Source organism: Pseudodesulfovibrio sp. 5S69, from assembly GCF_037094465.1.
GTDB lineage: Bacteria > Desulfobacterota > Desulfovibrionia > Desulfovibrionales > Desulfovibrionaceae > Pseudodesulfovibrio > Pseudodesulfovibrio methanolicus.
In genome coordinates, this window is record NZ_CP146609.1 from 1,080,488 (window position 1) to 1,106,114 (window position 25,627).

Consider the following 25,627-nt stretch of genomic DNA (forward strand, 5'->3'; position numbering starts at 1 on the left):
GAAGTGGGTCGTTGGTGGGCCAGCCAGGATTCGAACCTGGGACCGACCGGTTATGAGCCGGTGGCTCTGCCAACTGAGCTACTGGCCCGCCGTGGAGTCGAGCACCATAGCCGGAAGCCGGCCATGGTGTCAACTCCACGACGGTGCGTTGTACGGCGGCTTCCGAGAGCGGGCCATCTGCACATTTTTTCCGGGGGGGGCTTTCATCCTCATGTAGGCCCACTACACTGCGGTGAAAGCCCCCCGGAAGAAAATGCACATCTGACCCACTCTCGAAAGCCTCACTCCGTGCGGGCCCGGCGGAAAGAGCCGCTGTTTGCGCGCCTTGCGCACAAAGGCACTCCATGGGGAGAGCCGCTGTCGGGTGCCTTGGGCACCCGAATCGCTCCAGATGGAGGGAGACGGGGAATGCCCTTATTGAATAGGCCGTTGTTCGCGCGCTTTGCGCACGAAGGCACTCCAGGGGGGGAGGGGAAGTATGGGCTTGTGGGCTCAGGATCGGGGGAGGTCGAGGGTTTGGGTCAGCCAGGTGATGAAGGCTTGGGCGGGGGAGTCGGGGGCTGGGGGGCGGCGGGTGATGACGACGTAGTCGGTGGGGGTGGTCGTGAAACCGTAGGGGGCGACGAGGAGGTTCTGGGCCAGGGCGTCCCGGACCATGGGCAGGGGGCCGATGGCCAGGCCGAGCCCGGCGGTGGCGGCCTGGAGGCTGAAATAAAAATGGTCGAAGTATTGTTCGGCGTCGGCGTCCGGGGTCTGGCCGGAGAGTCCCTTCCAGTCGGTCCAGGCCGAGGGGCGGGTGCGGGTGTGCAGGAGCCGTTTGGGGGTGTGTTCGTGGGCCGCCCAGTAGGCCGGGCTGCACACCGGGCCAATGGGCTCCCGGCCGAGCGACTCGCTGTGGTATCGCCCGGACCAGGCGAAGTCCGAGCGCCGAATGGCCAGGTCCACGCCCTGTTCGGACAGGTCGATGAGGCCGCCCGCCGTGGACAACAGCACCTCGGCGTCGGGTGCCGCCCGGTGGAAATCGTCGAGCCTCGGCATGAGCCAGCGCATGGCCAGGGTGGGCTCGCAGGATACGGACAGCCTCGGGGCGGGGGACGTGGTTTTCAGCTCCTCGCAGGTCCGCTCCAGCCCGGCGAACAGGGTCTCCACTTGGGCTGCGAAGGCCCGGCCCCGGTCCGTCAGGTAAATGCCCCGGTTGCGCCGCTCGAACAGCTCGAACCCGAAGAACCCCTCCAACTGCTTCACGGCCCGGCTGACCGCGCCGTGGGTCACGTGCAACTCCTGCGCGGCCTTTGTAAAGCTGCCGTGGCGCGCGGCGGCCCGGAAGCTGGCCAGTGGTGCGAGAGGGGGGAGGTTGGTCATCGTCTTTCTATGAGTTTAATTCATGGATAATTTGAAAATTAATCGATTGTGCATTTTATATCCTCTTTTAAAATAGGTGTAAATAAGATCAACCTGGGAGGATAACCGTGAATTTTTCTATTGAAACAAATCTGCTGGCGGTGGCCGGGATAACCCTGTTGGCCGTGATCAGTCCGGGGCCGGACTTTGCCGTCATCCTGCGCAACGCGCTACGCTCGGGCCGGGGCCCGGGGCTGGCCACGGCGTTGGGCATCGCCTGCGGGGTGGTGGTCCACGTGACCTACACCCTGCTCGGGCTGGGCTGGCTCGTGGCCCGCTATGCCTGGCTGTTGACGGCCATCAGGTACGCCGGGGCCGCCTACCTCGTCTGGCTGGGGTGTTCCGCCTTGCTGTCGCGCAGAGAAGCGTCCGGCCGCCCGCAGGCACCCGCGGCTGACGCCCGCGCCGATCTCCGGCAGGCCTTCGGCAACGGCTTTCTGTGCAACATCCTGAACCCCAAGACCGTGCTCTTCTTCATTGCCCTGTTCACCCAGGTGGTCGCGCCGGGCACGCCCCTGGCCGCCCAGGTGGGCATCGGCGCGTACATCGTCATGGCCCATCTCGCCTGGTTCGCCTTCGTGGTCCTGGTCCTGACCAACCCGGCGGCCCTGCGGGTCTTCAACAATTGGCGGCGGGCCGTGGAAAGGGGGGTGGGCGGCTGTCTCGTGGCCTTGGGAGTGACCCTGGCGATCGATAACTGACCGGATCCTGCGGCGGGCTAGTCCGTCTTCTCCATCGTGTGGATGGTCTTTCCGGCGAACCACAGGGCCACGGCGGCGCTGGTCCAGACGATGGCGAAGATGGTCAGCCACAGGGCGGTGATGGGGTAGCCGAGGACCTGGGTGAAGAGCGTGAACAGGACGAACGGAGCGATCACCTGGCGGGCAAGGCCGAGCCAGATGGCGAACATGGGACGCTTCATGCCCTGCAGGACCGAGGTGGGCACGAAGATGGCCACGTAGCCGTACAGGGTGAAGGCGTCGATGTGCAGATAGCCCGCCCCCACGGCCACGACTGCCGGGTCCTGGGTGAAGATGCGCATGAGCGGCCCGGCGAAGAGCAGGATGGGCACGGACAGGGGGATGAGCATGTACGCGCCGTACAGCAGGTTCTTGCGGAAGTTCTCGCGGATGCGGTCGATTCTGCCCGCGCCGTAGTTCTGGGCCGTGATGGTCAGGGCGGCCACGCTCAGGCCGATGGTAGGCATGAGCACCACCTGGTCGATGCGCGTGGCGATGCCGTAGGCCGCCGAGGCCTCGGGCCCGAACCCGGACACGTAGCGGAAGATGACGAAGAAGCCGAGCGCCACGGTCATGGAATTGAGCGCCGCCGGGAATCCCTGGTGGGCGATCTCCGCGTATAGCTTGAGCCGGGGGATGAAGTTGCGCCCCTTGTCGGTCTTGAGCAGCCCGGTGCGCCGCGTTTTCAGCAGCAGGTAGACTGCGCCGAGGCCTTGGAGGATGACCGTGGCCCAGGCCACCCCTGCCAGCCCCATGGCGGGCAGGCCGAACCCGCCGTAGATGAACCACGGGTCCAGGATCACGTTCAGCGAGGCCATCAGGATGAGCGTATTGCGCATGCTCCGGGTGTCGCCCTGGGATTGCAGGATGGCGTTGAACAGGAAGAGGGCCATGGTGACCAGGTTGCAGGCGAAGATAGGGTTCATGTAGCTCAGGCAGGTGGCCAGATAGTCCCCGTGCGCGCCGAGCCAGCCGAAGATGGCGGGGGAGAAGGCCAGGCCGAACGCGGCCAGGAGTGCGGACGCGAACACGCCGAAGCCGAGCATTTGCACGGCCACCAAGGCGGCCTTGTTCCGGTCGCGCGCGCCCAGCGCCGAGCCCATCAGGGCGGTGGAGCCGGTGCCGATGCCGCTGGCCAGGGCGGTGATGATGAAATATACGGGCAAGGACAGGGCCAGGGCGGCCTGGGCATGGGTGTCGATGCGTCCGGCCCACCAGGTATCCACCACGTTGAACATGGTATTGAAGAAGAAGCCCACGCTCGAGGGCACGGCCACCTGCCGGATCACCTCGGGAATGGGCCGCGTGGTCAGGTCGGTCTTGTCGATGGCCGCGTTGCTCATGGCCGGAGTGTACCCGTTTACCCCGTGGAGATACACCCCTTTCCCGCCGGGTTTTCCGAGTCGGGCGCGCGCCGGTTGACGGCCCCGCGCCAAGGCCTGTACGTATCGACCATGGGAAAGACGCCGACCAACCTGAAAGTGCGCTTCTGGCGCGACCCGGACCTGCCGGGCGTGGAAGTGCGCCGGTCCTCCTACAACGAGGAGGCCTTCCGCGTCCACGTCCACGACGCCTTTTCCCTCGGTTTCATCGAGCAGGGCAGGACCACCTTCGACCTCGAAGGATCCGCGCACAGGGCGTCCACCGGGCAGGTCGTCTTCATCGGCCCGCACCTGGCCCACGCCTGCAACCCGGACCCGGACTCGAACATGGCCTACACCATGTTCTACATCGACCCCGCCCTGCTCCTGGCCGTTGCCCGCGAACTCTTCGGGCCGGAGGCCCGGCCCCCTCGCTTTCCCGAGCCCGTGGTCGACGATCCCCGGCTGGCCGAGCGGCTGCGCGCCCTGCAACAGGCCATTGCCGACGAGGCGGACCGCCTGGAGCGGGAGACTCTGCTCGTCCAGGCGTTGGCCGAGGCCATCTCCCGGCACGGCGAGCCCGGCCCCGATCCCGGGCGGGAGATCCGGTCCGGCGGGCGCGGTGCGGTCCAGGCCGTGCGCGGCTACCTGGCCGACCACCTGGCCGAAAAGGTTTCCTTGGACGAGTTGGCCGAGGCCGCCGGGTTGAGCCGCTACCACCTGCTGCGCGTATTCCAGGCCGCCACCGGCCTGCCGCCCCACGCCTACCAGAACCAACTGCGCGTGGATCTGGGCAAGCGGCTCCTGGCCGAAGGGATGCCCGTCAGCCAGGCGGCGCTCGAGACCGGCTTCAGCGACCAGTCCCATTTCACCCGCGTATTCCGCCAGTACACCGGGGCCACGCCCGGCCAGTACCGGGATTCCGGCCGGTCCTGATCCGGGCCGCAATTTCGTACAATATCCTCCCGCCCCGCCCGGCTATGGTTTCTCCCGCAACCAAAGGAGAAGACCCATGCTGTTATGGCAAAAGACGATGATCGGTTTGGCCCGGAGCGAATCCGTGACCCGCCGGATGCAGGATTCGCGGTACATGGCCCGGTTCGCCCGCCGGTTCGTGGGCGGCCGGGACGGAGCCGAGGGGCTGGAGTGCGCCGGGGCCCTGCGTGAGCACGACCTTTCCGCGTCCCTGTTTTATCTCGGCGAATATGTGGCCGACCCGCAGAAGATCGAGACCACCCGCCGCGTCTTGGGCGAGGTCGCGCAGGGGCTGGGGAAGTCCGGCCTGGACGTGCACCTGTCCGTGGACCCCACCCAGTTGGGCGCGATGATCTCCTGGGAAGCGTGCCGCGAGAACGTGACCGCCCTGGCCCGCGAGGTGGCCGCCAACGCCGGGACCGGGCGCGACGTCCTCATGCTCGACATGGAGGACTCCTCGGTCACCCAGCCGACCCTGGACCTCTATTACCATCTGCGCGGGGAGGGGCTGCCTGCGGCCGTGACCGTCCAAGGCTACCTGCACCGCACGCCGGGCGACCTGGTCCGGCTGGTGGCGGACGGTGCCATGGTCCGCCTGGTCAAGGGGGCTTTCGCCGAGCCCGGCAACAAGGCCGTGACCGGGCGGCGAGACCGGGACGAAGCCTACCGCAAGGCCATCGTCACCCTGCTGTCCCCCGAGGCCCGCGAGGGGGGCGTGTACCCGGTCTTCGGCACCCACGACCACCGCATGGTCGCCTTTGCCGAGCACGTGGCCGCGGCCAACGGCTGGCACCGCGACCAGTGGGAAGTGGAGATGCTCCTGGGCGTGCGTACGGCCTACCAGCGCGAGCTGGCAAGCCGGGGCGTGGCCGTGCGGCTGTACCTGCCGTTCGGCCGCGACTGGTGGCCCTATTCCATCCGCCGGGTGGGCGAAAACCCCAGGAACCTCGGTTTCGTGTTCCGTTCCATGTTCGGCAGGGGCGAATAGGGAACCGGGCGGGCCGCCTGGGCCGCAATTCCGTACAATACCCGGCCCGCCCGTTGCGGCATGGTGTTCCCCGAAACCATCCGGAGAACACCATGTCCGAAAACACCGCCGTTCTGGAGCGCCCCTCCGCATCCTGGCTCGCCCCGGCCTGCCTGGCCGCCGCCGTGCTCCTCTGGGGCACGTCCTTCATGGCCACCAAGACCGCCCTGACCGGGTTTAATCCGCAGGCCCTGGTTTGGCTGCGCATGACCCTGGCCGCCCTGACCGTACCCTTCTTCGCCCGGCGGGTTCCCCGGCCCGCCTACCGGACCGGCGACTGGAAAATCCTCGGCCTGCTCTGCCTCATGCAGCCATGCCTCTATTTTCTGCTTGAAAGCAACGCCGTGAACCTGACCACCTCGTCCCAGGCGGGCATGGTCTCCTCCCTGGTGCCGCTCTTCGTGGCCGCCGGGGCCTGGGCCATCCTCGGCGAACCCATGACCCGCAACGCCATGCTCGGCCTGGCCGTGTCCATGTGCGGGGTGGCCTGGCTATCCACGGCCGGGGCCCCGGACGCCGAGGCCCCCAACCCCGCTCTGGGCAATCTCCTGGAGGGCGGAGCCATGGCCTGCGCCGCCGTTTACATGGTGCTCATGAAGCGCCTCTCCGCGCGCTACTCCACCTGGTGGCTGACCGGCCTGCAATGCGTGGCCGGGGCCCTCTTCTTCCTGCCCGGCGCCCTCCTGGACCTGTTCGGCTCTCCGGCCGAAATTCCCCTGGCCGCCTGGCTCGCCGTGGCCTACCTCGGCCTGTTCGTCACGCTCGGCGCCTTCGGCCTGTACAACATGGCCATGACCTGCATGCCCGCAGGACGCGCCGCTCTGTCCATCAACATGGTGCCGCCGGTGGCCCTGGTCGCGGGCTGGCTCCTGCTCGGCGAGACCCTGACCGGCGCGCAACTGGCCGCCTGCTGCGTGGTCGTGGCCGGGGTCTGGTTCGGGCGTCGCTAGGAGCCCCAAGGGAAACACCATCGCCTACCTCCATTGCGCAACGAAAAGGCCCCGGTTCCCGGTGGAGTGCCGGGGGCCGGGGCCGATGGTGAACCGGTCGCGCGGATATTGATGCGGCTCGACGCTAAGGCAGGAAGCCGAGGACCGTCGCCGGGGAGCCGGACCCGTTGAGGTTGCGCACGCCGCCGACCACGATCCACGCGTCCTTGGCGGGCAGCTGCTCCAGCCCGGCCAGGTTTTCGAGGTGGATGCGGTCGCCCTTCAAGAGGGCCGTGTTGGTGGCGTAGGATTCGTCGGCACCGGGGTCCACGCCGTGGGTGTCGATGCCCAGGCCTCCCAGAGCCCGGTTGTCGATCAGCCACTGCGTGGCGGCGATGTCGATGCCGGGGTAGTGCATGACGCTGTCCTTGTCCTCGTTGAAAAAGGCCTCGGGATTGCTCCAGCGCTTTTCCCAGCCGGTGAAGGCGATGACCATGGCGTGCGCCGGAATTCGGCCGTGGGCCTTTTCATAGGCCTGTACGTCCGCGAGACTCAGGGCGTAGTCCGGGTTCTTGGCGACCTTGGCGCGGATGTCGATGACCACCGCGGGGAAGACGAAGGACGTGGCGGGCAGCTTGTCCGCGGTCTTCTCGTCGGCGTTGAAGTGCGCGGGCGCGCCCCAATGGGTGCCGGAATGTTCGCCCATGGTCACGGACAGGAGGTAGAAACCATCCTTTTCGACCGTGAACGCGGGTTCCAGCACCGGTTCCGGGTCTCCGGGGAAGATGGGCATGTCGGGCGTGTTGACATGGCTCAGGAAAACGACCTTGCCGAAGGCCCGGGCCATCTGCTCCGGGGTCAGCGCGCCGTCATCGCCCGCCATGGCCGTGCCGCCCACCACAAGGAACAGGCACAGGGCCAGTCCCAACGCGCAGCGTGTTTGCGCTTTTACGTAATGCAACATCGAAACTCTCTCTTTTTTTACGTAATCCGGGGAAAGGCGCATCCGGCGCAGCGTGCGCCCGATTCCACCCGTCCCCGTCAGTTCCGGCGACCGGAGCGTTGGCTCCGCCTCCCCGATCGCCCGGACATCCGTTTCTGATATGGACCAGCTCTATGGCAGCTATAGTACTCCAACGGACCGTTGCCCGGCAATATCGGAGAAGGGCATTTTCGGGTGGGTGAAGAGGGGAATGAAGGCCGCTTTGCAGCGGGGACGGATGATTTTGCTTCCGACGGCCAAAGGGGCGGGCCCCTTTGGAATCTTTGGGCCGCCTGCGGCGAGGGAGGAGAACGGAAAGAAGGAAGGCTTGGCGGGCGCGGTTCGGCGCGACCCCTTAGGGACGGTTGCCCACGCCGCCAGGCAGGGCGAGGGGTAAGGAAAATGGAGAGGGCGGCGTGTTGAACCGAGGCAAAAGCGAATTGCCGCGCTCCCACCATCCGCGCAGCGGCCACAAAAAGTTTAGGAAAAGGAGGGGATGGGGGGCCGGGGGGCAAAAAAAGGATGGGCCGCTGACGCGGCCTATCCTTTTTACTTTGTCTGAGGCAGCCCGGTTATTTCAGGCCGAGTTCCTTTTTGAGGAATTCGAAGTCTATGTTGTTGGACACGAGTTCGGCGCCCTGTTTGATCTTGATGGCGTCGCGCAGTTTGTGGCGGGAGAGGATGTCGTCCATTTTCTTGGCCACGGTGAAGGTGTCTTCGCGGACCATGATGATGGGCGTTTCCAGGACCTCGGAGCGGGTCAGGATGATGTCGTTGGGGTAGAGGTTGCCGGTCAGGATGAGGCAGGGGCAGTCGCCTTCCAGCGCCACGAGCTGCACGTCGGACCGGTCGCCGCCCACGATGATGGCGGAGTTCTTCTTCTTGCGGAAGTGGGTCATGAAGTTTTCGACCTGCATGGTGCCGATGAGGAAGGACTCGACCACGCGCTCGCTCTTGTTGTGGGCGGAGATGATCTTGCCGCCCAGGCGGTCGGCCAGATCCCCGACCTTGATGGCGCCCATGAGCGGGTCGCGGGGGATGACGCCCAGGATCTTGACGCCCTTGGCCTCCAGGGCGGGGCCGAGGAGCTGGGTGATCTCGTCCATGAAATTCGGGGGCACGTCGTTGAGGATGACACCCGCCATGAGGTCGCCCAGGGTCTCCTTCATGGCCATGAGGTAGTCGTATTTGAGTTCCTTCTGGAAGCGGTCGATGATCACGGTCTTGATGCCGAGCCTGCGGACCACGGAGATGGCGTCGGTATCGCAGTACTTGCCCGAGTACATGGACCCGGACCCGGCCACCAGGGTGACGTCCTTGTCCTTGGAGACCGCCTCGTAGCCTTCGACGATGCTGTCGAGCAGCCCGTCCATCTTGCCGGTGAACGCCTTGACCTTGAAGTCCTGGGTGACCACCACGGGGGTGACCATGGCCGGGTCTTCGGCCAGGCCGAGCACGTCCTGGACAAAGGCGGCGTCCTCGTCGCCGAGCTTGCCGTCCATCTCCATGGGCATGGCCCCGACGGGTTTCATGTAGCCCACGTTGTACCCGTCTTTCTGCAGGCGCAGGCCCATGCCCATGACGATCATGTTTTTGCCTGAATACCCGGTGGTAGAGCCTATGTAGAGTCCAGCCATGCCTATTGTCCTCCTGAAGGTGAAAGGGGCGGGAACCGCAGCACCCCGTCTTTTGTTAGTATATGAGACCGCGAAAAATGTCCAAGCGTCAAATGGGCCCGACGGTCACGCGCAGGTCGGCCACGAACGCCCCTTGCGCGTCCACCAGGATGGGGTTGAGTTCGGCCTCGCGTATCTCCGGAAAGTCCGTGGCCATCTGGGACATGGACAGCAGGATGTCCTCGATGGCCGCCAGGTTGACCGGCTCCTCGCCGCGCACGCCGCGCAACAGGGGGAACGACTTGATCTCGCGGACGATGTCCTGGACGTCGTGCAGGGCCAGCGGAGCCAGCCGGTAGCTGATGTCGCCCAGGATCTCGGCGGACGGTCCGGCCAGGCAGAACGAGATGAGCGGGCCGAACTGCGGGTCCTGGGTGAACCGGACCACGACCTCGCGGGCCTTGACCGGGCCCATGGTCTGGACCAGGCAGCCCGCGATGTAGATGTCCGGGCGCTTGCGCTGGGCCCGTGTGGTGATGTCGAGCCAGGCCTCGCGCACCTCGCGCGGTGTGTTCAGTTCCAGGGCCACGCCGTCCACCTCGCCCCGGCTGGCCAGGTGGGGTGATTCGATCTTGAGCGCCACGGGGTAGCCCATTTTCTTGGCCGCGCGCACGGCCTGGTCCGAGGTGCGCACCAGCCGGGTCTCGGGCACGGGCAGCTCGTAGGATGCGGCGATATCCATGGCGTCGTTGAAGGGCAGCTCGGCCACGCCCGCGGCCAGGGCGGCCTGGATGGTCCGCTCGGCCCGTCCCTTGTCGCGGCGGAAGCAGACCTCCACCGGGTAGGGCCGGTTTTTCCACCGGTAGTGGGCGAGCATGGCCGAGATGGCCGTGATCGCCGGTTCCGGGTAGGCGTAGCAGGGGATGCCCGCGGCCAGGAGCATGTCCCGGCCCGGGCCGATCCGCTCGTCGCCCATGAACGAGGCGAAGATCGGTTTGTCGCAGGTCTTGGAAATGTCGATGATCGCCTGGGCGGTCTCGGTGATCTCGGCCGAGGCCGTGGGCGTGAGCAGGACCAGGATGGCGTGGGTGGTCTCGTCCTCGGCCACGGCTTCCAGCGTGGCCCGGTAGCGTTCGGCCTTGGCGTCCCCGATGATGTCGATGGGGTTGTAGATGGCGGCAAACGGCGGCAGGGCCTTGGTCAGCCGGTCCAGGGTGGCGGTGGAGGGCCGGGCCAGGTTGAGCCCGGCGGCCTCGCAGGCGTCGGCGGCCAGGATGCCGGGCCCGCCGGAGTTGGTCACCACGGCCAGGTTCGGGCCCTGGGGCAGGGGTTGCTCGGCAAAGGCGCGCGCCAAGTCGAACAGGGTCTCCAGGTTTTCCACCCGGATGATGCCCGCCTGCTTGAACGCGGCCAGTCCGGCCTCCACGCTTCCGGCCAGGGAGCCGGTGTGGCTGGACGTGGCCCGCGCGCCCGCGGGGGTGGTGCCCGCCTTGATCATGATGACCGGCTTCTTTTCGGTCACGGCCCGCGCACGGGTCAAAAATTTGCGGCCGTCGTTCACGGACTCCAGGTAGCCGATGATGACCTTGGTGTCCGGGTCGTCGCCCAGCGCTTCGAGCACGTCCGCCTCGGACACGCCCGCCTTGTTGCCCAGCGAGACGAACTTGGAGAAGCCGATGGATTCGCCCTCGGCCCAGTCCAGGATGGCCGAGCACAGGGCCCCGCTCTGGGAGAAGAAGGAGATGGACCCTTTGGCGGGCATGGTCTGGGCGATGGACGCGTTCAGGTTGATGGCCGTGTTGAACAGCCCGAGCGTGTTCGGGCCGAGCAGGGTGATGTCCCGGCGCCGGGCCAGGTCGGCCATCTCCATTTCGAGCTCGAAGCCGTCGCGCCCGGTCTCGCGGAAGCCCGCGGTGATGACGCAGATGGCGTCCACCTTGGCGTCGGCCAGCTCGCGCATGGCCTGAAGGACCTTCTCGCGCGGCAGGACGATGATGCCGAGGTCCGGCGGTCGCGGCAGGTCGGCGGTGGACGGGTAGGCGGTCAGGCCGAGAATTTCTCCGCCCGCGGGATTGACGGGAAAGATTGTCCCCCTGTACCCTGCCGAGATCAAATTCGACAGGATGAGATGCCCGAGCTTGAGCGGGCTCCGGGATGCGCCGACCACGGCGATGGATTCGGGGTTGAAAAGTTCGCGTAGTTGGGCGTCTGGTTGCATAAATAAGGGGGTTGAATGGATACCGCTGAGCTACAGGATTGTATCCACCATAGGTTTGCCCAAGTCAAGTTCCTGGAGACGGCGCTGACCCACTCCTCGTTCGCCAACGAGCAGAGCGGCATCGAGGACAACGAGCGGTTGGAATTTCTGGGCGACGCCGTGCTGGAGCTGTGCATTTCCGAGGAGGGATTCAGGCGGTTTCCGTCTGCCCACGAGGGGCAGCTCACGCGCATCCGTTCCCAGTTGGTCAAGGAGCAGTCCCTGGCGGACATGGCCCGCGGGCTCAAGCTTGACCAGTACATCCGCCTCGGCCGGGGCGAGGAGCTGCAGGGCGGCCGGGAGCGCGACGCGCTGTTGGCAGACGCCTTCGAGGCCCTGCTCGGCGCGGTATTTCTGGACGGCGGCTTCGAGGCCGCCCGCCGGACCATATTGGAAATTTTCGAAGACGAGTGGCCCGCCCGGGCCATGCTGCCCGAGACCAAGGACTACAAGAGCCGGTTGCAGGAGGTGGCCCAGGAGTTGTTCCGCGACAGGCCGGTGTACGTGCTCTCCGGGACCAGCGGCCCCGAGCACGAGAAGTTGTTCGAGGTGGACGTGACCCTGCCGGGCGGCGAGCGGTTTCGCGGCACGGGCACCAGCGTGAAGCGGGCCGAGCAGGAGGCCGCGCGCATGGGCCTCGATTTTCTCGAAGAGGAATAGATCCTCCCCACACCACACGGCCAAAACGATCGGAGACCAAGCCCTGCGGGATTATCCCGCAGGGCCGGTTCCGATCGTCTTCAGTCGCGTCTGGCCGGTGAGGGCTAGCCGCCGATGAGCTGCATGGCCATCCTCGGCAGGGAGTTGGCCTGCGCCAGCATGGCGACAGCGGACTGGGTGAGAATCTGGTTGCGTACGAACTCGGTCATTTCCTGCGCCACGTCGACGTCGGAAATGCGGGACTCGGCAGCCTGCAGGTTCTCGGCCTGGATTTCAAGGTTGGTGATGGTGTTTTCCAGCCGGTTCTGCATGGAACCGAGGTTGGCGCGGATCTTGTCCTTGGAGATGATCGCCTTGTTGATCGCCTCCATGGCCGCCTGGGCCAGGCCCTGGGTGGAGATGGACTTGCCCGCGTTCTGGGCCTCCCAGGTGTCGCCGTTGGTCTTCAGTGCGGCCAGGTGGCCGAGCCCGAATGAGGACGCGGTGGAGCCCTGGATGGCCACGTAGTAGTAGTCCTCGGCCGAATCGTTGCCGGTGCCGAAGTGGATCTTCAGCGGGCCGGTGGCCTGGAGGCCCGTGCCGTCGTGGTCCACGCCGGGGTCGCCGGACAGGTTGCCGTTGAGCAGGTAAATTCCGTTGAAGTCCGTCGCGTGGGCGATACGGGTGATCTCCGAGCACATTGCCTGGTATTCGGAGTCGATGATCATCCGCTGGTCGGAGTTGTAGGTACCCGTGGACGCCTGCATGGCCAGCTCCTTCAGACGAATGAGCTTTTCGTCGACCACCTGCAGCGCGCCGTCCGCGGTCTGGATCAGCGAGATCGCGTCGGATGCGTTGCGGATGCCCTGGTGCAGGGAACTGATTTCCGAACGCATGAGCTCGCGAATCGCCAGCCCGGCCGCGTCATCCGCAGCGGTGCCGACTCGCAGGCCGGAAGACAAACGCCGGGTGGAAACGCCGAGCCGTCCATAATGCTCCGACAGGTTCCTCTGGGCGTTCATGGCCATGAGGTTGTGGTTAATGACTAAAGACATCAGAACCCTCCTTGTTCGATTCTCAAATCCATTTTGCCAAGATTAAGCATCATGTGTGCCAACTTACATTTCTCAAGTAATATTAAGAAAGTATCTATCTAAAAAATGTCTAGAAAGGTCATTTTTTCCCCTCCTCAAACGGGTGGAAACCCCAGTGCGTCAATGCGTTGTCAATATTTGCCGGGTGGGGGTGGGGTAGTCGAAGGGCCTCGACGGTGCCTTAAGAAGGTAAGGAAAGCCGCCCGATGGGCGGTGATTGATGGGAAAATGCGCGGTTGCACCGCTGAGAGCCGCTTTGCGGGCGGAGCCCGCTCGCTCCGGGACGCGCCTGCGACGCGGGAGAGCCGGTGAAGGGGTTGCCCCCCTTCAACCTCCGAGAGCCGCTGTGTGGGGCTGAAGCCCCACACAATTCTCCATGCCCTCCCGGCGGGGTCCATTTTTTTGCTGGCCCAAAAAAATAGACGAAAAAAAGGGCCTTGGAGTGTTGGGCGGCCGCCCGGAGATCGGGGGATAAGAAGCTGATCGATTCGGGTCGGCTCCCGATTCGAGGCTCGCTACGCTCGCTGCGAATCGAAGAGCCGCCGCCCCGAATCGTCAGCTTCTACCCCCCCGATCAAGGGCTCGTTTGGGTGCAGGGAAGAGGTGTGGCGGGACGAGGTGGGGCGGGGGAGAGCCGCTGTCGGACGCGGGCGTCCGAATCGCTCCAGGGGTCGCCGTAAGGTGTTCCTGTGGGCCTTTTGCCAGGCCGAATGCGGGAGGCCGATCCACTTTGTCGCAAAGCGCGGCCAACTCCCTGGCGCACAGGCTCTTTCGCCAGTCCATTCGCAGCGGTCCACTCCCCGCAAGCGCAGGACAGCAATCGGAAGCGAACCCTAGAGCCCGTCCCCGGCGGCTTCCGCTGGCTGGATCGAGTCTGCGCAGCAGACATCCATCCGGCCAGCGGAAGCCGCCTACGGGCTCTTGGGTCCGCTGCCGCGCGCCCGCACCGCAGCGCAGTTTTTGCTTCCTTTTTTCTGCGCCAGCAAAAAAGGAAGTCGCCGTAAAGGCGAAATCAACAAGTAAGGCGGACAGCCAAACGCCCGGACGCGGATGCGCGGCCATCCCTCCGCGCTCATCAAGGCCCGCCGCCAGGCGATCCCCCTCAACCCCGACGCGAAAGCGCGGCCAATGTATCGAGCACAACAAGCCATATCCAGGCGTCCTACGCAAACCTTATCGCGAATGCGCGGGCAATCCTCGGTGTACGACTTCTTACGTCGGGCTTTTCGCGGCAGCCCCATTCCCAACAAACGCAGGGCAGCAATCGGAAGCGAACCCTAGAGCCCGTCTCCGGCGGCGAAGCGCAGGCCGGATCGCGTCTGCGCAGCAGACCTTCGATCCGGCCAGCGAAAGCCGCCTACGGGCTCTTGGGTCCGCTTCCGCGCGCCCGCACCACAGCGCAGTTTTTGCTTCCTTTTTTCTGCGCCAGCAAAAAAGGAAGTCGCCGTAAAGGCGAAATAAACAAGTAAGGCGGACAGCCAAACGCCCGGACGCAAATGCGCGGACAATTAACCGCGCACAACAAGGCCCGCCGCATGGCGGCAGCGGCATCCCCGGGCCGGAGCAGGCGACCAGCACCGAGCCGAAGTTGACGAAAGGACATCGCCGTGGAGATTGCCGGCCCTGGCTGGCAGCGAGGGCATAGGATAATCGGAGTCGGCTGCGAGGCCCCTCTTCGCGTTTCGAGCCCGCTCCATAAGCCGGACGGCCCGGCGATGTCGCATAACATCGCCGGGCCGCTGGGTTTTCTTTGCCCCCTGGTGGGTGGCCGGGGGACCTTGGAGAAGGACGTCTATGAGTATGGGTTTACTTGAGACCTTTGTTGGTTACCGCTTCATCGAGATGACTTCGCCGAGCAGCGAATCCACGGTGGTGATCACCTTGGTGTTGGCCTGGAAGCCGCGCTGGGTGGTGATCATGCTGACGAACTGCGTGGCCATGTCCACGTTGGACATCTCCAGCGCGTTGCCGTCGATGGTGCCCTTGCCCGAGCTGCCCGCCTGGCCGGTCAGGGCCGGACCGGAGTTCAGGGTCTCGGTGAACAGGTTGCCGCCTTCGCGGCGCAGTCCGTGCTGGTTGGTGAAGGTGGCCAGGGTCACGGCGTAGAGTTCGAGCACCTGCCCGTTGGAGTAGTGGCCCGAGATGACACCCTCGCGGGAGACCGAGATGTTTTGCAGGATGCCTGCGGAGTAGCCGTTCTGGCTCTGGTACAGGGTGGAGGAGCCGCCGGTGTCGAAGCTCTGGGTGGCCAGGGCCGAGACCGCCGGGTCCTTGAAGTTGGCCAGGTAGCCGGTGTTGCTGATATTGTTGCCGACATCGGCCGCTGTGGTGGGCAGGGTGCCCAGGCCGCCGCCCCAGCCGATGGTCGTGGCGCCGCCGCCGTTGCTCGACAGGTCCTTGTTGGAGATGCCGAAGTCGATCTGAAGGGGCGTGGCATTGGCCGCCTCGGCCGTGCTGGCGTTGGACTTGCCCAGGAAGTTGGCCGTGCACACCGGGAAGCCGCTGGTGGAGAAGTCGGCCAGACTCCAGTTGTCGAGATCCTTGATGGTGCTGCCGCCGTTGGACTTCAGCGTGTAGGCGCTCATGCCGGAGAGCTGGCCGGTGGTAAAGGTCAGGGTGCCGATCATGAGCACGCCCGCGGCCGAGGTCTGGGCCTCGCCGATGGAGGTCATCTGGCCGTTGGCTCCGGAGAGCATGCGCCGGTCGGCCGAGGGGTCGCAGGTGACCATGTATTCCCAGACCGTGTCTCCGCCCGCGTTGCTCATGGTCACCTTGTCGAAGTACACGGTCAGGTTGTGGGCCGTGCCGATGTCGTCATAGACCTTGAGCGTGGTCGAGTAGGCGTACAGGGTGGAGGCCAGCGGGGTCTCGGCCGAGCCGTCCCAGTTGTTGAACATGGCGAAATAAGGATTGGTCGAACTGGTGGAGCTGTCCGCGGCCGTGGGGTCCAGGTTGGTGACGATGGACACGTTGGTGGTCGCCTTGGGCTCGGACTGGAAGTTCTCCATGCGGATGTTGGTCGGCGTGCCGATGATCCGCGCGGAGTTGGTGTCCTGCGTGGTGCTCGAGGTGGTTGTCGTCACCATGGTGGTGTTGCGCTCGATCTCCCATCCCTGGAGAATATAGCCGTGCGGGTCCACCAGGTAGCCGTCGTTGTCGAAACGGAAGTTGCCCGCCCTGGTGTAGTACTTCATGTCCTCGCCCAGCGGGGAGACCACGAAGAGCCCTTCGCCGGTGATGGCCATGTCCGTGGCTTCGGTGGACGACTCGAAGGCGCCCTGGCCCCAGTCGGAGTAGATGGTGGACACGCGCACGCCGCGCCCCACCTGGCCGACGCCGTTGACCGTGGCGAAATCCGAGCTGCCGAGGTCCTCGAACTGCATCATCGCGCCCTTGAACCCCGTGGTGTTCACGTTGGCCAGGTTGTTGCCGATGACCGTCATGCGTTCCGAGTGTACCGTCAGGCCGGAAATGCCCGAATACAGTGATGCTCCTAAACCCATAATAACCTCCTAATCTCTTCTCCAAGAGCCCGGAGCCGCCGTCGGCCCCGAGTGAAATAATCGTTCGCAGCCTATGCGCCGGTCCCGGTGTCGCCGTCGCCCGAGGTGTCGTTGCCCTCGCCCGAGGTGTCGGTGGAGTCGACCACGGAGCCAGCGTCCGGATTGACGACTTCCTTGACGTTGAGCATGTTGATGAACCGGCCGTCCTCCAGGCGCAGGTACTGGGTGCCGTTCTCGGTGACCACGCCGTCGACCTTGCCGGAGATCTCGGTCTGGACCATGACGTAGTCGCCGTTCAGGTCCTCGCCGAGGATGCCCACGCCGTACTGGCCGTCGGGGAGCGCGTTGCCGTCCTCGTCCTTGCCGTCCCAGGTGTACTGGTAGGTCCCGGCTTCCTTGCTGCCGAGATCCACGGTGCGGACGATGGCCCCTTCCTCGTCGTAGATGTTCATCTTGATGCTGGAGACCGTCTCGCCGAAGCCGTAGTAGATGGTCGAGGAGTTGCCTTCGTTCAGGCTGACCTTGTAGCCCTCGGCCTTGACCTCCTTGCCGATGAAGCTGACCGCGGTGAGGATGTCGTTCTGGTTCATGGTGTCGTTCAGCGTGGATATCCCGTCATTGATGTTGGTCAGTTGCTCAAGGCTTGAGAACTGCGCCAACTGGGAGGTCATGTCGGTGTCCTCCATGGGATTGAGGGGGTCCTGATGGGTGAGCTGCGCCACCAGGATGGACAGGAAGGCGTCCTGGTCCAGGCTGGTGTCGTGTTCCGTCGGCGTGTTGGAGGCGGCGAGACGCTCCTCCTGCTTTCCGAGATAGACCCCTGTGGTATCTGTATACGGCATCGTAGACCTCGCTTAAGCGATAAGGTGCAAACCCTGATCGGAAGTAATTACCCGTTCCCCGACGGATTGCACGTCCCGGGCCATTGTGCCCGCATCCTGCGTACGCATGGAGCGCATGTGGTTGCGCATGGCGATCATGGCCTCCCGTTCGCGGGACAGATTGTGCTCGCTTTCACCGAACCAGTTGTTGAAGTTCTGGTTGTCGGCGAGCCCGGCCTGGACGTCCAGCTTGTCTACCTTCAGGCCTTGAGATTCCAAGGATTGCTTAATGATATGAAGGTGGTCCGTGATGATCTTGTGGGCGTCGGAATTCTCGGCGCGGATGGTCGCGCTGACCTCCTTGCCCTGGACGGAGAGGACGATGGACAGCTTGCCCAGGTTCTCGGGAGTGAGCTGCAAGGTGAGCTGCTTGGCCCCGTTTTGCAGGGTCTTGAGCACGGCCTGATCGACCTGCTTCATGACCTTGGGGGCGGAAACTTTTTCCCAGGCCTTGGCCGAGGCGTTGTTGGCGGAGGCCTGTTGGGAGAGGACGGTCTTGGTCGCGGAAGTGGTTGCCTCGGTCTTTACCTTGGCTGAAGAATCCTTACCCTGGGTTCCGTCCTCGCGGACCTTGTCGAAGAAGTTGTTCCACTTGCGGTCGTGCTCGGCCTCGGGGTCCAGGTCCGTGTCGGCGTTCTGGTCCTGGGCCGTGGCGTCGGCCTTGATCTCGACCGTGTCCACGGCGGACTGCTGAGCCTGGCGGCGGACCGTATTGTCGGACTGGGCGTCCTTGCGTTCCCGGAAAGCCTGGGCCAGCTCCTCGCGGACGTTGGTGTCGGGCTTTTCCTCGGCCACGCGAGGCTTGAGGTCAATGGCCTGGTCGACCTGCAGGGCCGCCGAGGTCGCCTTGTGGGCGTCGCCCATGATCGAGGCGAAGGCCTTGCCCACGGCCTTGACCAGCTTCTGGTCCTTCCTGTCCAGCCCGGCCAGGTCCTGGCGGATCTGGGTGAAGGCCTGCTTCATGTCCTTGGGCAGGGTATTGGTCGAAAAGAGTTCCTGGACCTGGGTGGCGAATTCCTTGGACAGGCCCATGGAGGAGACGAAGGCCTCGACCTCGTCTTTGGTGAACAGGGTCTGCTGGTCCTCGGGCATGGCGGCGATCTTGGCCTCCATCTGGTCGAGGACCTTGCCGAACTGTCCCTTCTCCAACTGGCCGATGAGCTTGGCGGATTCCTTTTCGGTGAAGCCGAGCTTGCCGAAGAAGGCGGCCAGGGAGGCCTTCTTCTCGTCACTCAGATCGGTTTCGCGGGCAGCGGCGATCTTCTTGGCCACGGTGGAGACGAACTGGCCCCAGGTCATGCCTTCCTCGGAGTTGACCCGGTCCTCGATGGCCGCGATCTCCTCGTCGGACATGCCGTATTCCTTGAGGTCGTCCCGGACACCGTCCAGGTCCTCGCTGGTCATGCGGCTTTCGAGGTCCTTCTCCTCGGCCTTTTCCTCGGCCTTGGGGGCCACCTTCGGGGCCTTGGTCCCGGCCGCGTTGGTGGTGGTTTCCTCTTCTTCCTCTTCCCGGATGCCGGGGGCGGAGTCGAGCATCTGTTGTTCGCTGGTCACCGGGGACATGGACAGTTCGTCCTCGACCATCTCGGTGTGCTCGTTGAACAGATCGGCGAACCGGGTGCTCTTCTCGTCCTTGGCGTCGGCGAGAGCGGACTGGCTGGCGCCCTTGCTCCTGGTGGCCAGTTGGACCAGCTTGGCGGCTTCGGAAGCGGCTTCTGCGGCGGTGCCGGGAATATTTTGCATACTTTTCTCCTCCGGCACATAACCAATCAAAAGCCGTGCCAACGGAAAAAAGTCTTTATGTCGTTAAGTTAACAGTGTTCAGAGGGGGGAAGAAATGACCGCATCGGCCCAATCGGTGACCAGGGGGGCTAGCCGCAGACGCTGACCAACCGTTCCAGCAATGTCAGGACGTGCGCCCAGGCCCGGGGGGAGTAGTCGTTGTTTTCCAGGTACATGTGTGCGAACCCGGTGAACGGCCGGGCCATGGCCGGGCTGCCGGCCCAGAAGGACGTGTCCAGGGCGGTGCCGGAGCGCAGGCCGAGCTTGAACCGGCGGCCCATTTCGGGGATGTGGGCGAGCAGGCTTTCGGCCTCTTCGGATGCGCCATGGGTGAGCCCGGTCCACGCCTCGGCGGTCCGGCGATCCTCCCACAGTCCGAACAGCCCGCCGAAGGCGGCCTGCCAGAAGCGCGAGGCGAGCCGTTCCGCGTCCGGCACGGCAGGGTCGAGCCGTTTCAGGTGGTACAGGCCGAGATCGGACCGGCCCGTCTCGAAAAGGGTCAGGCCGGGCAGTTCCAGGCGGGCCAGCCGGTCGCCGTCCGCGCCCGAGGTCAGCCGCTTGGCCAATCCGGCCACCCGTCCGGGCTTGAACGGTTCGTGGCAGAGCAGGGAGTCCTCGGTGCATTGCCAGCACCCCCTGGCGCAGGGCAGGTCGGCGCGGAGGACGTAGTGGCCGGGGGAGAGGGGGCCGGTCTCCCACGGGTTGACGTTGCCCATGGACAGGTTCAGGCACTTGAGCCCGGTCCAGGCGGCCAGGTGCATGGGGCCGGTGTCCGGGGTGATGAACAGCCCGAGCGTCTGGCCCACGGCCCCGAATTCGTCCAGCCCCAGGGTGCCGCACAGATTCAGGGCCGGGCCCTTGGCCAGCCCGGCCACCTTGGCGCCGAGGCCCTTCTCCGCCGGGCCGCCGAAGAGCACGGTGCGCAGGCCGCGCCCGTGGAGTTCGTCCACCAGCCTGGCCCAGAACGCGGCCGTGGGGCGTTTGGCCGGGTCGCTGGCCCCGAGGAACAGCCCCACCTTGTTGGAGCCGGGCAGGGTCCGGGGCAGGGAGAACCGGGTGGCGGCGATGTCGGCAAAGGGCACGGTGTCCAGGCCGTTCAACTCGCCCCAGTGGAAGCGGTTGTACAGGTTGTTGCGCACCAGAGAGGTCCGGTAGAGTTGCCAGTCGCCGTGCACGTGCCGGGTGCCGTCTCCGGCCTGGACCGGCCCGAACTTGGCTTCGGCCCTGACCCGCCCGGCGAGCACGGCGGCCTTCTCCTGGATGGACAGGTTCAGGACCAGCTCGTAGTCGTGCTTCTCCAGGTGGGCGGCCCCGGACCACGGGAAATAGGTGGCCGCCGGAGAGAGGCGCATGAGCGGTCCGTAAAAGGCCTCCTCGGCGGCCACGAAGATGGGGTGGCCGGGGTGGCGGCGGGCCAGCCAGAGCATCAGCGGAAAGGAGAGGATCAGGTCCCCCATGCGCTGCATCTGCAATATGAGGATCGGTTTCTTGGCCATACCCTACCCGAAGGTCTTGCGCATGGCCTCCATGAGAAAGGTCATGCGGTGGTCGTAGGTGTGCTCGGCCAGGACCCGCCTGCGCGCCGCGGCGGCCACCTGGGCGCGCGCCGCCGGGTCGGCCAGGTAGCGCTCCACCAGTTCGGGGATCTCGTCCGGGTTCGCGTAGCAGACGATCTCGGTGCCGGGCTCAAACAGGTCCTCCACCTGGCGGCGGTGGTCCGTGAGCAGGAAGGCGTTGCAGCAGGGCACGTCGAAGACCCGCTGGTTGACCGCGCCCTTCATCTGCTGACTGGTGCAGTTGAAGTTGATCTCGCTTGCGGGATAGAAGTCGGGCAGGTCTTCGTAATAGGACAGCTCCGGGTGGTAGCGCCAGCCGCTCTGCGCGGAGAACAGCTCCTGCCAGCCGGTGTCGCCCACGATGAGCGGGGAAAAGGGCAGGATGCGGGATACGCAGTCGAGGCGGTAGAGCAGGGTGGCCTGCCAGGTGATGAAGGTCTCGAAGGCCAGCTCGCGGCCGGGATCGCCGAATGCCTTGTACGCGGCGCGGACCTCGGGGAAGTGTTCGGCCATGAACGGCCCGGCCTGCTGCGCGTCGGACAGGGCAAAGGCCTTGGCCACCTCCATGGCCGCCCGGAAGAGGTGTTCGGACGGGTTGGCCGCACGGGCGCGCATCAGGGTCTTGGTCAGCATGGAGTTGCCCACGAAGGAGATGGACGCGCGCCACGCCTCCACCGGCCTGTCGCGGTGCGGCACGAGCCGGGTCGGGTCCGCGCCCAGCGGCAGGTGGAAGACGTGCTCGAAGCCCATGTCCGAGAGCGGGGCCACGGTGTCCAGGTCCCAGGTGAACAGGGCGGTGCGGGGTTCGAGCAGGTGCTTGTAGACCCCGAGGATCAGGTGCGGGTTGTCCACGAACCAGGAGGCCAGGGGCAGGTCGTACTTGGTCAGCAGGGAGGCGAGGACGCCCTCGCGGTCCACGCCCAGGTGGTTGACCGTGAGCACGAAGTCCGGGCGGAAGGTCTCGAAGGCTTCGGTCATGGCGGCCACGAACTCGTCGAGGTCCATCTCCCTGGTCCCGAAGTCCAGGAGCAGGTGTTCCACGCCGAGCCGTTCGCAGGCGGCCGCAAGCTCGCCGATGAGGAAATACTGGCTGGTGAGCAGCAGGATGCGCGGGGACGCGCCCCGGAATCTGGGCCAATTGGTCGGGGATGCTTGCATGATTCCCTTCTCTATCGGCCGGGTGGGCTTTTGTCTACAGGTCCCGGTCCCGGCAGTCGCCGTCCTTGGAGCGGTACATGGCCTGATCCGCCCGGAGGGTCATGGATTCCAGGGTGTCGCCCGCCTCGAACCGGGCCAGGCCGTGGCTGAAGGTCACCGGGATGGCCCGCTCCTCGTCCGCCAGGGCGCGGGCCACGCGCTCGGCCAGGGCCTCGGCCTCCGCGAGCCCTCCGTCCATGAGGATCAGAAACTCGTCCCCGCCCCAGCGGGCCAGGGTGTCCGAGGGCCGGATGATTCGTCGGGTGGCGGCGGCCACATCCTTGAGCACGTCGTCCCCGGCCAGATGGCCGTGCTCGTCGTTGATGGCCTTGAACTTGTTCAGATCGATGATGATCGCCGAGAAAGGCGTACCGTAGCGGTCCGCCTTGTAGGCGAACTGTTCGAAGGCCTCTTCCAGGGCGCGGCGGTTGGCCGCTCCGGTGAGCGGATCGGTCTTGGCCAGCTTTTCCAGGCGGCCCTGGTAGTGGTTGATGGTGATGGAGCAGAGCACGATGATCAGGATGGAGGCGAGCAGGCCGATGAGCACGGTGCGCGCGAGGTTGTCGCGGGCCGAGGCCAGGGCCGAGGACTCGCTCTGCTCCACGATCAGGAACCATTTCAGCTCCGGGATGTACCGGGTGGACAGCAGGTAGTGCTCGCCGTTCCAGTCGTACTGGAAGCTGCGCGAGTCGTCGCGGGGCACGAGGATGGCCGGGGCTACGTCGCGGATGCCCCCGGCCTTGGTGATGTAGTAGCGCTCGATGCGGGATTTGTCGCGGTGGACCTGGACCAGGCCGTCCTGGTCCACCAGGTAGACCTCGCGGTGGTAGTCGCGGCGGGCCTTTTCGAGCAGGCCGGTGACCCGGTCGATGTTCACGCCCACCCCGGCCACGCCCAGGAGCCTGCCGTTTTCGTCCTCCACCCGGAAGTTGACGAAGATGGTCAGTTGGCCGCCCTCGGCCTGGTTGGTGTCCACGTCCAGGGCGAACTCCACGTCCTTGCGGACGAAGGCGTAGTACCACACGTCGTGCGGGTCGCGCGGACCGACCTTCTTCAGGATGCCGTCCTGGTAATAGTAGTTGTCGCTCTTGGCCGAGACGAAGAAGGTGGTCAGGAACCCGTATTTGTCGCGCAGGTCGGACAGGTAGCGGGTGATGGCCCCGAGGTCCTTCTCCCCGGAATCAATCCAGTTCTTGAGAAAGGCGTCGTTGGCCATGGAGGTGGAGACCAGGATGGGCCGGAGCATGTCCGCGTGGACTTCGGAGTAGATGTTCTTGCCGGTCAGGGGCAGGGAGGAGTTGAGCAGCTCCTCCCGGACCGTGGCCCGGGTGAAGGCGTAGTTGATCAGGCTGGTCGCCAGGAAGGCTACAAGCAGGATCAGGGTCAGAGCGGTAATGAGTTTGGTCTTGACGGACATGGAGGCAGTGTAGGCAAGGAGCCGCCCGGAGGCAACCGGGCTAGAGTTCGTCGGAATCCAGGATGATGGTCACCGGGCCCCAATTGGTGAAGTCCAGGTGCATTTCGGCTCCGAAGCGGCCCGTGGCGAATCCGGCCGGTGCCAGCTTGCGGGCGTCCTCGACGAACCGTTCGAACAGGGACTCGGCGATGTAGGGGTGGCAGGCGTCGGTGAACGAGGGCCGCCGCCCCTTCTTGCAGTCCGCGTAGAGCGTGAACTGGGAGACAAGCATCAGGTCGCCCTGAATGTCCGTAAGCGACAGGTTCAGCTTGCCGTTGTCATCCGGGAAAATGCGCAAGTTGAAGAGCTTGTCGAGCATCTTGCGCCAAGCCGGGGTCTCGGGAAAGTCCGCCCTGTCCCGGCCGCCGAAGCCCACGAGCACGAGCAGGCCGGTGCCGATCTCGCCGACCGTGGTGCCGTTGATGCGGACGCAGGCGTCGGACACCCGCTGGATGACCATGCGCACGGCTAGCCTTCGCCGCCCGTCGGCACTTGCGGGGCGGACTGCTCAACGCCGGACGGGCGGCAGCCGAACTCGTTCTGCCGGCTGCACCCCCGGTACATGGTCCCGAACACGAAGAAGCAGACAAAGGCCACGAAGGCGATGCCGCTCAGGATGCGCCTGGGGTTGGTCCGGGCATCCTTGGGGATGAGCAGGGAAGTCATGATCTTCCCGTAGGACATGCCATTGATCTCGCCGCGTTTTTCGCCCTGTTTTCCGTCTTTGTTCCCGACCATTACTCTTCCCAGTAGGTGGCCTTGGACGTGTTGTTTTCCGAGACCGAGACCTCCACCAGGGAGACGTTCTCCGGCAGGGTGCCCTTGAGGTTGCGGAAGATGAACATGGCCAGGTTCTCGGAGGAGGGATTGATCTCCTTGAAGCACTCCACCTCGTTCAGGTGGGTGTGGTCGAGGCGGTTCAGCACGGCTTTGGTGCGGTCCTTCAATTCCTTGAAATCCACAAGGTACTGGACCTTGGGGTCCAGGGTGTCGCCCTCGACCACCACCTCCACGCCGAAGTTGTGGCCGTGCATGTTCTCGCACTTGCCGCAGTAGTTGCGCAGCTGATGCGAGGCCGAAAATTCCTGGGCGATGGTCAGTTTCCATTTGCCGGGCATTATCTGGACTCCTTGTATTCGTGCGGCCGCATGCCGTTCCCCTGGAACGCCTCGGCCGGATACTTTCTCTCGTTGATCTCGCATTTTTCGTGGGCGGCCGCAACCAGATCGATGCCCGTTTCGTCGGCCAGGCGGACCAGGTAGATGAGCACGTCGGCCAGCTCCTCGGCCACGGCCTGTTTGCGCTTGCCCGCGACCTCCCGGCTCTCCTCCGGGGTCAGCCACTGGAACAGCTCGTTCAGTTCCCCGACCTCGCCGGTCAGGGCCATGACCAGGTTCTTGGGCGTCTGGTGCTTCTGCCAGTTGCGGTCCTCGACGAATCTGCGATGCCGCTCGTTGAGTTCTTCCAGGGAATCCATGTACTCTCTCGTGGTTGATCGGTTCGGCGGCCGTCTCCGACGGGCCGCCCGGGCGGTAAGAGCCGTCCCGCTATTTCTTCTTCCCCAGCAGTTCCTCGCGCAGCTTGCGGGCCAGCTCCTCGCGGGCCGGTTCCAGGCCCTCGCGGTAGCCCTGGGCGTCGCCGTATTCGAAGAAGGTCCGGTAGTGGCCGTGCACGGACTTGACCGGGTGGGCGTGACGCACGGGACACCAGTATTGTTCGGTGCGCGCGGCGACCTCGCGGACGTAGGCTATGACGCCGTTGAAGTAGCCGCAGTACATGCAGTTCATCTTTTCCAGCCAGTTCAGGTAGCCGAGGTGCTGGCGGTCGATGACCACGTAGTCCCGCCGCCGGGCAAAGGGGATGCCGTAGACCGGGAAGCAGATGTATTGGTAGACGGAGACCACCAGGTCCATGATCACGCAGGGGATGAGCGCACCCCAGATGAGCGGGATGGTCAGGATGATCAGCGGGCCGGAGTCGTAGACGTAGTCCAGCCACTTCTTCAGGAATTCGCTCTGCCTGGCCTTGACCTCGCGGGTGAAGCTGATCTTGCGTCGCTTGATGGTGTATTCGAGGCCCTCGCGCTTGGCGCGCAGCTCCTGTTCCAGTTCTCCCTCCAGTTCCTCGATTTTCTGCAGCAGTTCGTTGACTCGGCTCATGCGTCCTTCCCGGCGATTATGGGGTTGCGTGTGTCGAAGCGGGGGGCGCTTCGGGGCTTGGTCCATGGTGCA

The 25,627-nt window shown here is 65.1% G+C and carries 22 protein-coding genes and 1 tRNA gene; 5 read left to right on the forward strand and 18 right to left on the reverse strand.

Translation table 11 applies throughout. From position 1 onward, the window contains the following. Positions 1–12: 12 nt before the first annotated feature. Together V8V93_RS05065 and V8V93_RS05070 are read right to left on the reverse strand one after the other, a co-directional pair. Positions 13–88 (reverse strand) — tRNA-Ile (locus V8V93_RS05065). A 404-nt stretch (positions 89–492) separates the two neighbouring features. Continuing rightward, complete coding sequence (locus V8V93_RS05070) at positions 493–1,362, reverse strand: LysR substrate-binding domain-containing protein (RefSeq protein ID WP_338669276.1); 870 nt, start codon at positions 1,360–1,362, stop codon at positions 493–495. 107 nt (positions 1,363–1,469) lie between these two features. Between V8V93_RS05070 and V8V93_RS05075 the strand changes: the two genes are divergently transcribed. After that, complete coding sequence (locus V8V93_RS05075; protein ID WP_338669277.1) at positions 1,470–2,102, forward strand: LysE family translocator; 633 nt, start codon at positions 1,470–1,472, stop codon at positions 2,100–2,102. Positions 2,103–2,119: 17 nt separating this feature from the next. Here the strand turns inward: V8V93_RS05075 and V8V93_RS05080 are convergent, their stop codons facing one another. Next, complete coding sequence (locus V8V93_RS05080; protein WP_338669278.1) at positions 2,120–3,484, reverse strand: MATE family efflux transporter; 1,365 nt, start codon at positions 3,482–3,484, stop codon at positions 2,120–2,122. A 111-nt stretch (positions 3,485–3,595) separates the two neighbouring features. Between V8V93_RS05080 and V8V93_RS05085 the strand changes: the two genes are divergently transcribed. From V8V93_RS05085 to V8V93_RS05095, 3 genes are all read left to right on the forward strand, one after another. Beyond that, complete coding sequence (locus V8V93_RS05085) at positions 3,596–4,438, forward strand: AraC family transcriptional regulator (protein WP_338669279.1); 843 nt, start codon at positions 3,596–3,598, stop codon at positions 4,436–4,438. 76 nt (positions 4,439–4,514) lie between these two features. Then, positions 4,515–5,465: a proline dehydrogenase family protein gene (locus tag V8V93_RS05090; protein ID WP_338669280.1), complete on the forward strand. Its 951-nt coding sequence runs from the start codon at positions 4,515–4,517 to the stop codon at positions 5,463–5,465. A 92-nt stretch (positions 5,466–5,557) separates the two neighbouring features. Further along, entirely contained in the window at positions 5,558–6,454 is an 897-nt protein-coding gene (locus V8V93_RS05095; protein ID WP_338669281.1) for a DMT family transporter, read from the forward strand. 124 nt (positions 6,455–6,578) lie between these two features. Here V8V93_RS05095 and V8V93_RS05100 read toward each other — a convergent pair whose 3' ends face one another. From V8V93_RS05100 to V8V93_RS05110, 3 genes are all read right to left on the reverse strand, one after another. Then, complete coding sequence (locus tag V8V93_RS05100) at positions 6,579–7,397, reverse strand: cyclase family protein (protein ID WP_338669282.1); 819 nt, start codon at positions 7,395–7,397, stop codon at positions 6,579–6,581. A gap of 590 nt (positions 7,398–7,987) precedes the next feature. Beyond that, the gene (locus V8V93_RS05105; protein WP_338669283.1) at positions 7,988–9,052 is read right to left on the reverse strand and encodes a phosphotransacetylase family protein; all 1,065 of its coding nucleotides are present in this window, start codon (positions 9,050–9,052) and stop codon (positions 7,988–7,990) included. Between the two features lie 88 nt (positions 9,053–9,140). Then, positions 9,141–11,249 (reverse strand): acetate--CoA ligase family protein, encoded by a 2,109-nt coding sequence (locus V8V93_RS05110; protein WP_338669284.1) that lies wholly within the window; start codon positions 11,247–11,249, stop codon positions 9,141–9,143. A 15-nt stretch (positions 11,250–11,264) separates the two neighbouring features. Between V8V93_RS05110 and rnc the strand changes: the two genes are divergently transcribed. Then, positions 11,265–11,948, forward strand: coding sequence for a ribonuclease III (gene rnc, locus V8V93_RS05115; protein ID WP_338669285.1), 684 nt, complete (start codon positions 11,265–11,267; stop codon positions 11,946–11,948). Positions 11,949–12,052: 104 nt separating this feature from the next. Here the strand turns inward: rnc and V8V93_RS05120 are convergent, their stop codons facing one another. The 12 genes from V8V93_RS05120 to V8V93_RS05175 all read right to left on the reverse strand — a co-directional run bounded on the left by V8V93_RS05120 (position 12,053) and on the right by V8V93_RS05175 (position 25,555). Next, positions 12,053–12,982 carry a flagellin gene (locus tag V8V93_RS05120; RefSeq protein WP_338669286.1) on the reverse strand — a complete coding sequence of 310 codons (930 nt, stop codon included), beginning with the start codon at positions 12,980–12,982 and terminating at the stop codon, positions 12,053–12,055. Positions 12,983–14,847: 1,865 nt separating this feature from the next. Then, positions 14,848–16,524: a flagellar hook protein FlgE gene (locus V8V93_RS05125; RefSeq protein WP_338669287.1), complete on the reverse strand. Its 1,677-nt coding sequence runs from the start codon at positions 16,522–16,524 to the stop codon at positions 14,848–14,850. Positions 16,525–16,595: 71 nt separating this feature from the next. After that, positions 16,596–17,366 (reverse strand): flagellar hook assembly protein FlgD, encoded by a 771-nt coding sequence (locus tag V8V93_RS05130; RefSeq protein WP_338669288.1) that lies wholly within the window; start codon positions 17,364–17,366, stop codon positions 16,596–16,598. A gap of 12 nt (positions 17,367–17,378) precedes the next feature. Then, positions 17,379–19,148, reverse strand: a complete 1,770-nt coding sequence (locus tag V8V93_RS05135; protein ID WP_338669289.1) for a flagellar hook-length control protein FliK — start codon at positions 19,146–19,148, stop codon at positions 17,379–17,381. A gap of 128 nt (positions 19,149–19,276) precedes the next feature. Beyond that, the gene (locus V8V93_RS05140) at positions 19,277–20,683 is read right to left on the reverse strand and encodes a glycosyltransferase family 9 protein (protein ID WP_338669290.1); all 1,407 of its coding nucleotides are present in this window, start codon (positions 20,681–20,683) and stop codon (positions 19,277–19,279) included. Positions 20,684–20,686: 3 nt separating this feature from the next. After that, the gene (locus tag V8V93_RS05145) at positions 20,687–21,901 is read right to left on the reverse strand and encodes a CgeB family protein (protein WP_338669291.1); all 1,215 of its coding nucleotides are present in this window, start codon (positions 21,899–21,901) and stop codon (positions 20,687–20,689) included. Between the two features lie 34 nt (positions 21,902–21,935). Next, positions 21,936–23,357 (reverse strand): sensor domain-containing diguanylate cyclase, encoded by a 1,422-nt coding sequence (locus tag V8V93_RS05150; RefSeq protein ID WP_338669292.1) that lies wholly within the window; start codon positions 23,355–23,357, stop codon positions 21,936–21,938. 40 nt (positions 23,358–23,397) lie between these two features. Beyond that, positions 23,398–23,862: a D-aminoacyl-tRNA deacylase gene (dtd, locus tag V8V93_RS05155; RefSeq protein WP_338669293.1), complete on the reverse strand. Its 465-nt coding sequence runs from the start codon at positions 23,860–23,862 to the stop codon at positions 23,398–23,400. A gap of 2 nt (positions 23,863–23,864) precedes the next feature. Further along, the gene (locus V8V93_RS05160) at positions 23,865–24,134 is read right to left on the reverse strand and encodes a hypothetical protein (RefSeq protein ID WP_338669294.1); all 270 of its coding nucleotides are present in this window, start codon (positions 24,132–24,134) and stop codon (positions 23,865–23,867) included. Further along, positions 24,134–24,514 carry a 6-carboxytetrahydropterin synthase QueD gene (gene queD / locus V8V93_RS05165; RefSeq protein WP_338669295.1) on the reverse strand — a complete coding sequence of 127 codons (381 nt, stop codon included), beginning with the start codon at positions 24,512–24,514 and terminating at the stop codon, positions 24,134–24,136. Before queD ends, V8V93_RS05160 begins: the two co-directional genes overlap by 1 nt. After that, positions 24,514–24,873, reverse strand: coding sequence for a nucleotide pyrophosphohydrolase (locus V8V93_RS05170; RefSeq protein WP_338669296.1), 360 nt, complete (start codon positions 24,871–24,873; stop codon positions 24,514–24,516). Before V8V93_RS05170 ends, queD begins: the two co-directional genes overlap by 1 nt. A 70-nt stretch (positions 24,874–24,943) precedes the next feature. Beyond that, positions 24,944–25,555, reverse strand: a complete 612-nt coding sequence (locus tag V8V93_RS05175) for a hypothetical protein (RefSeq protein ID WP_338669297.1) — start codon at positions 25,553–25,555, stop codon at positions 24,944–24,946. Positions 25,556–25,627 lie beyond the last annotated feature (72 nt).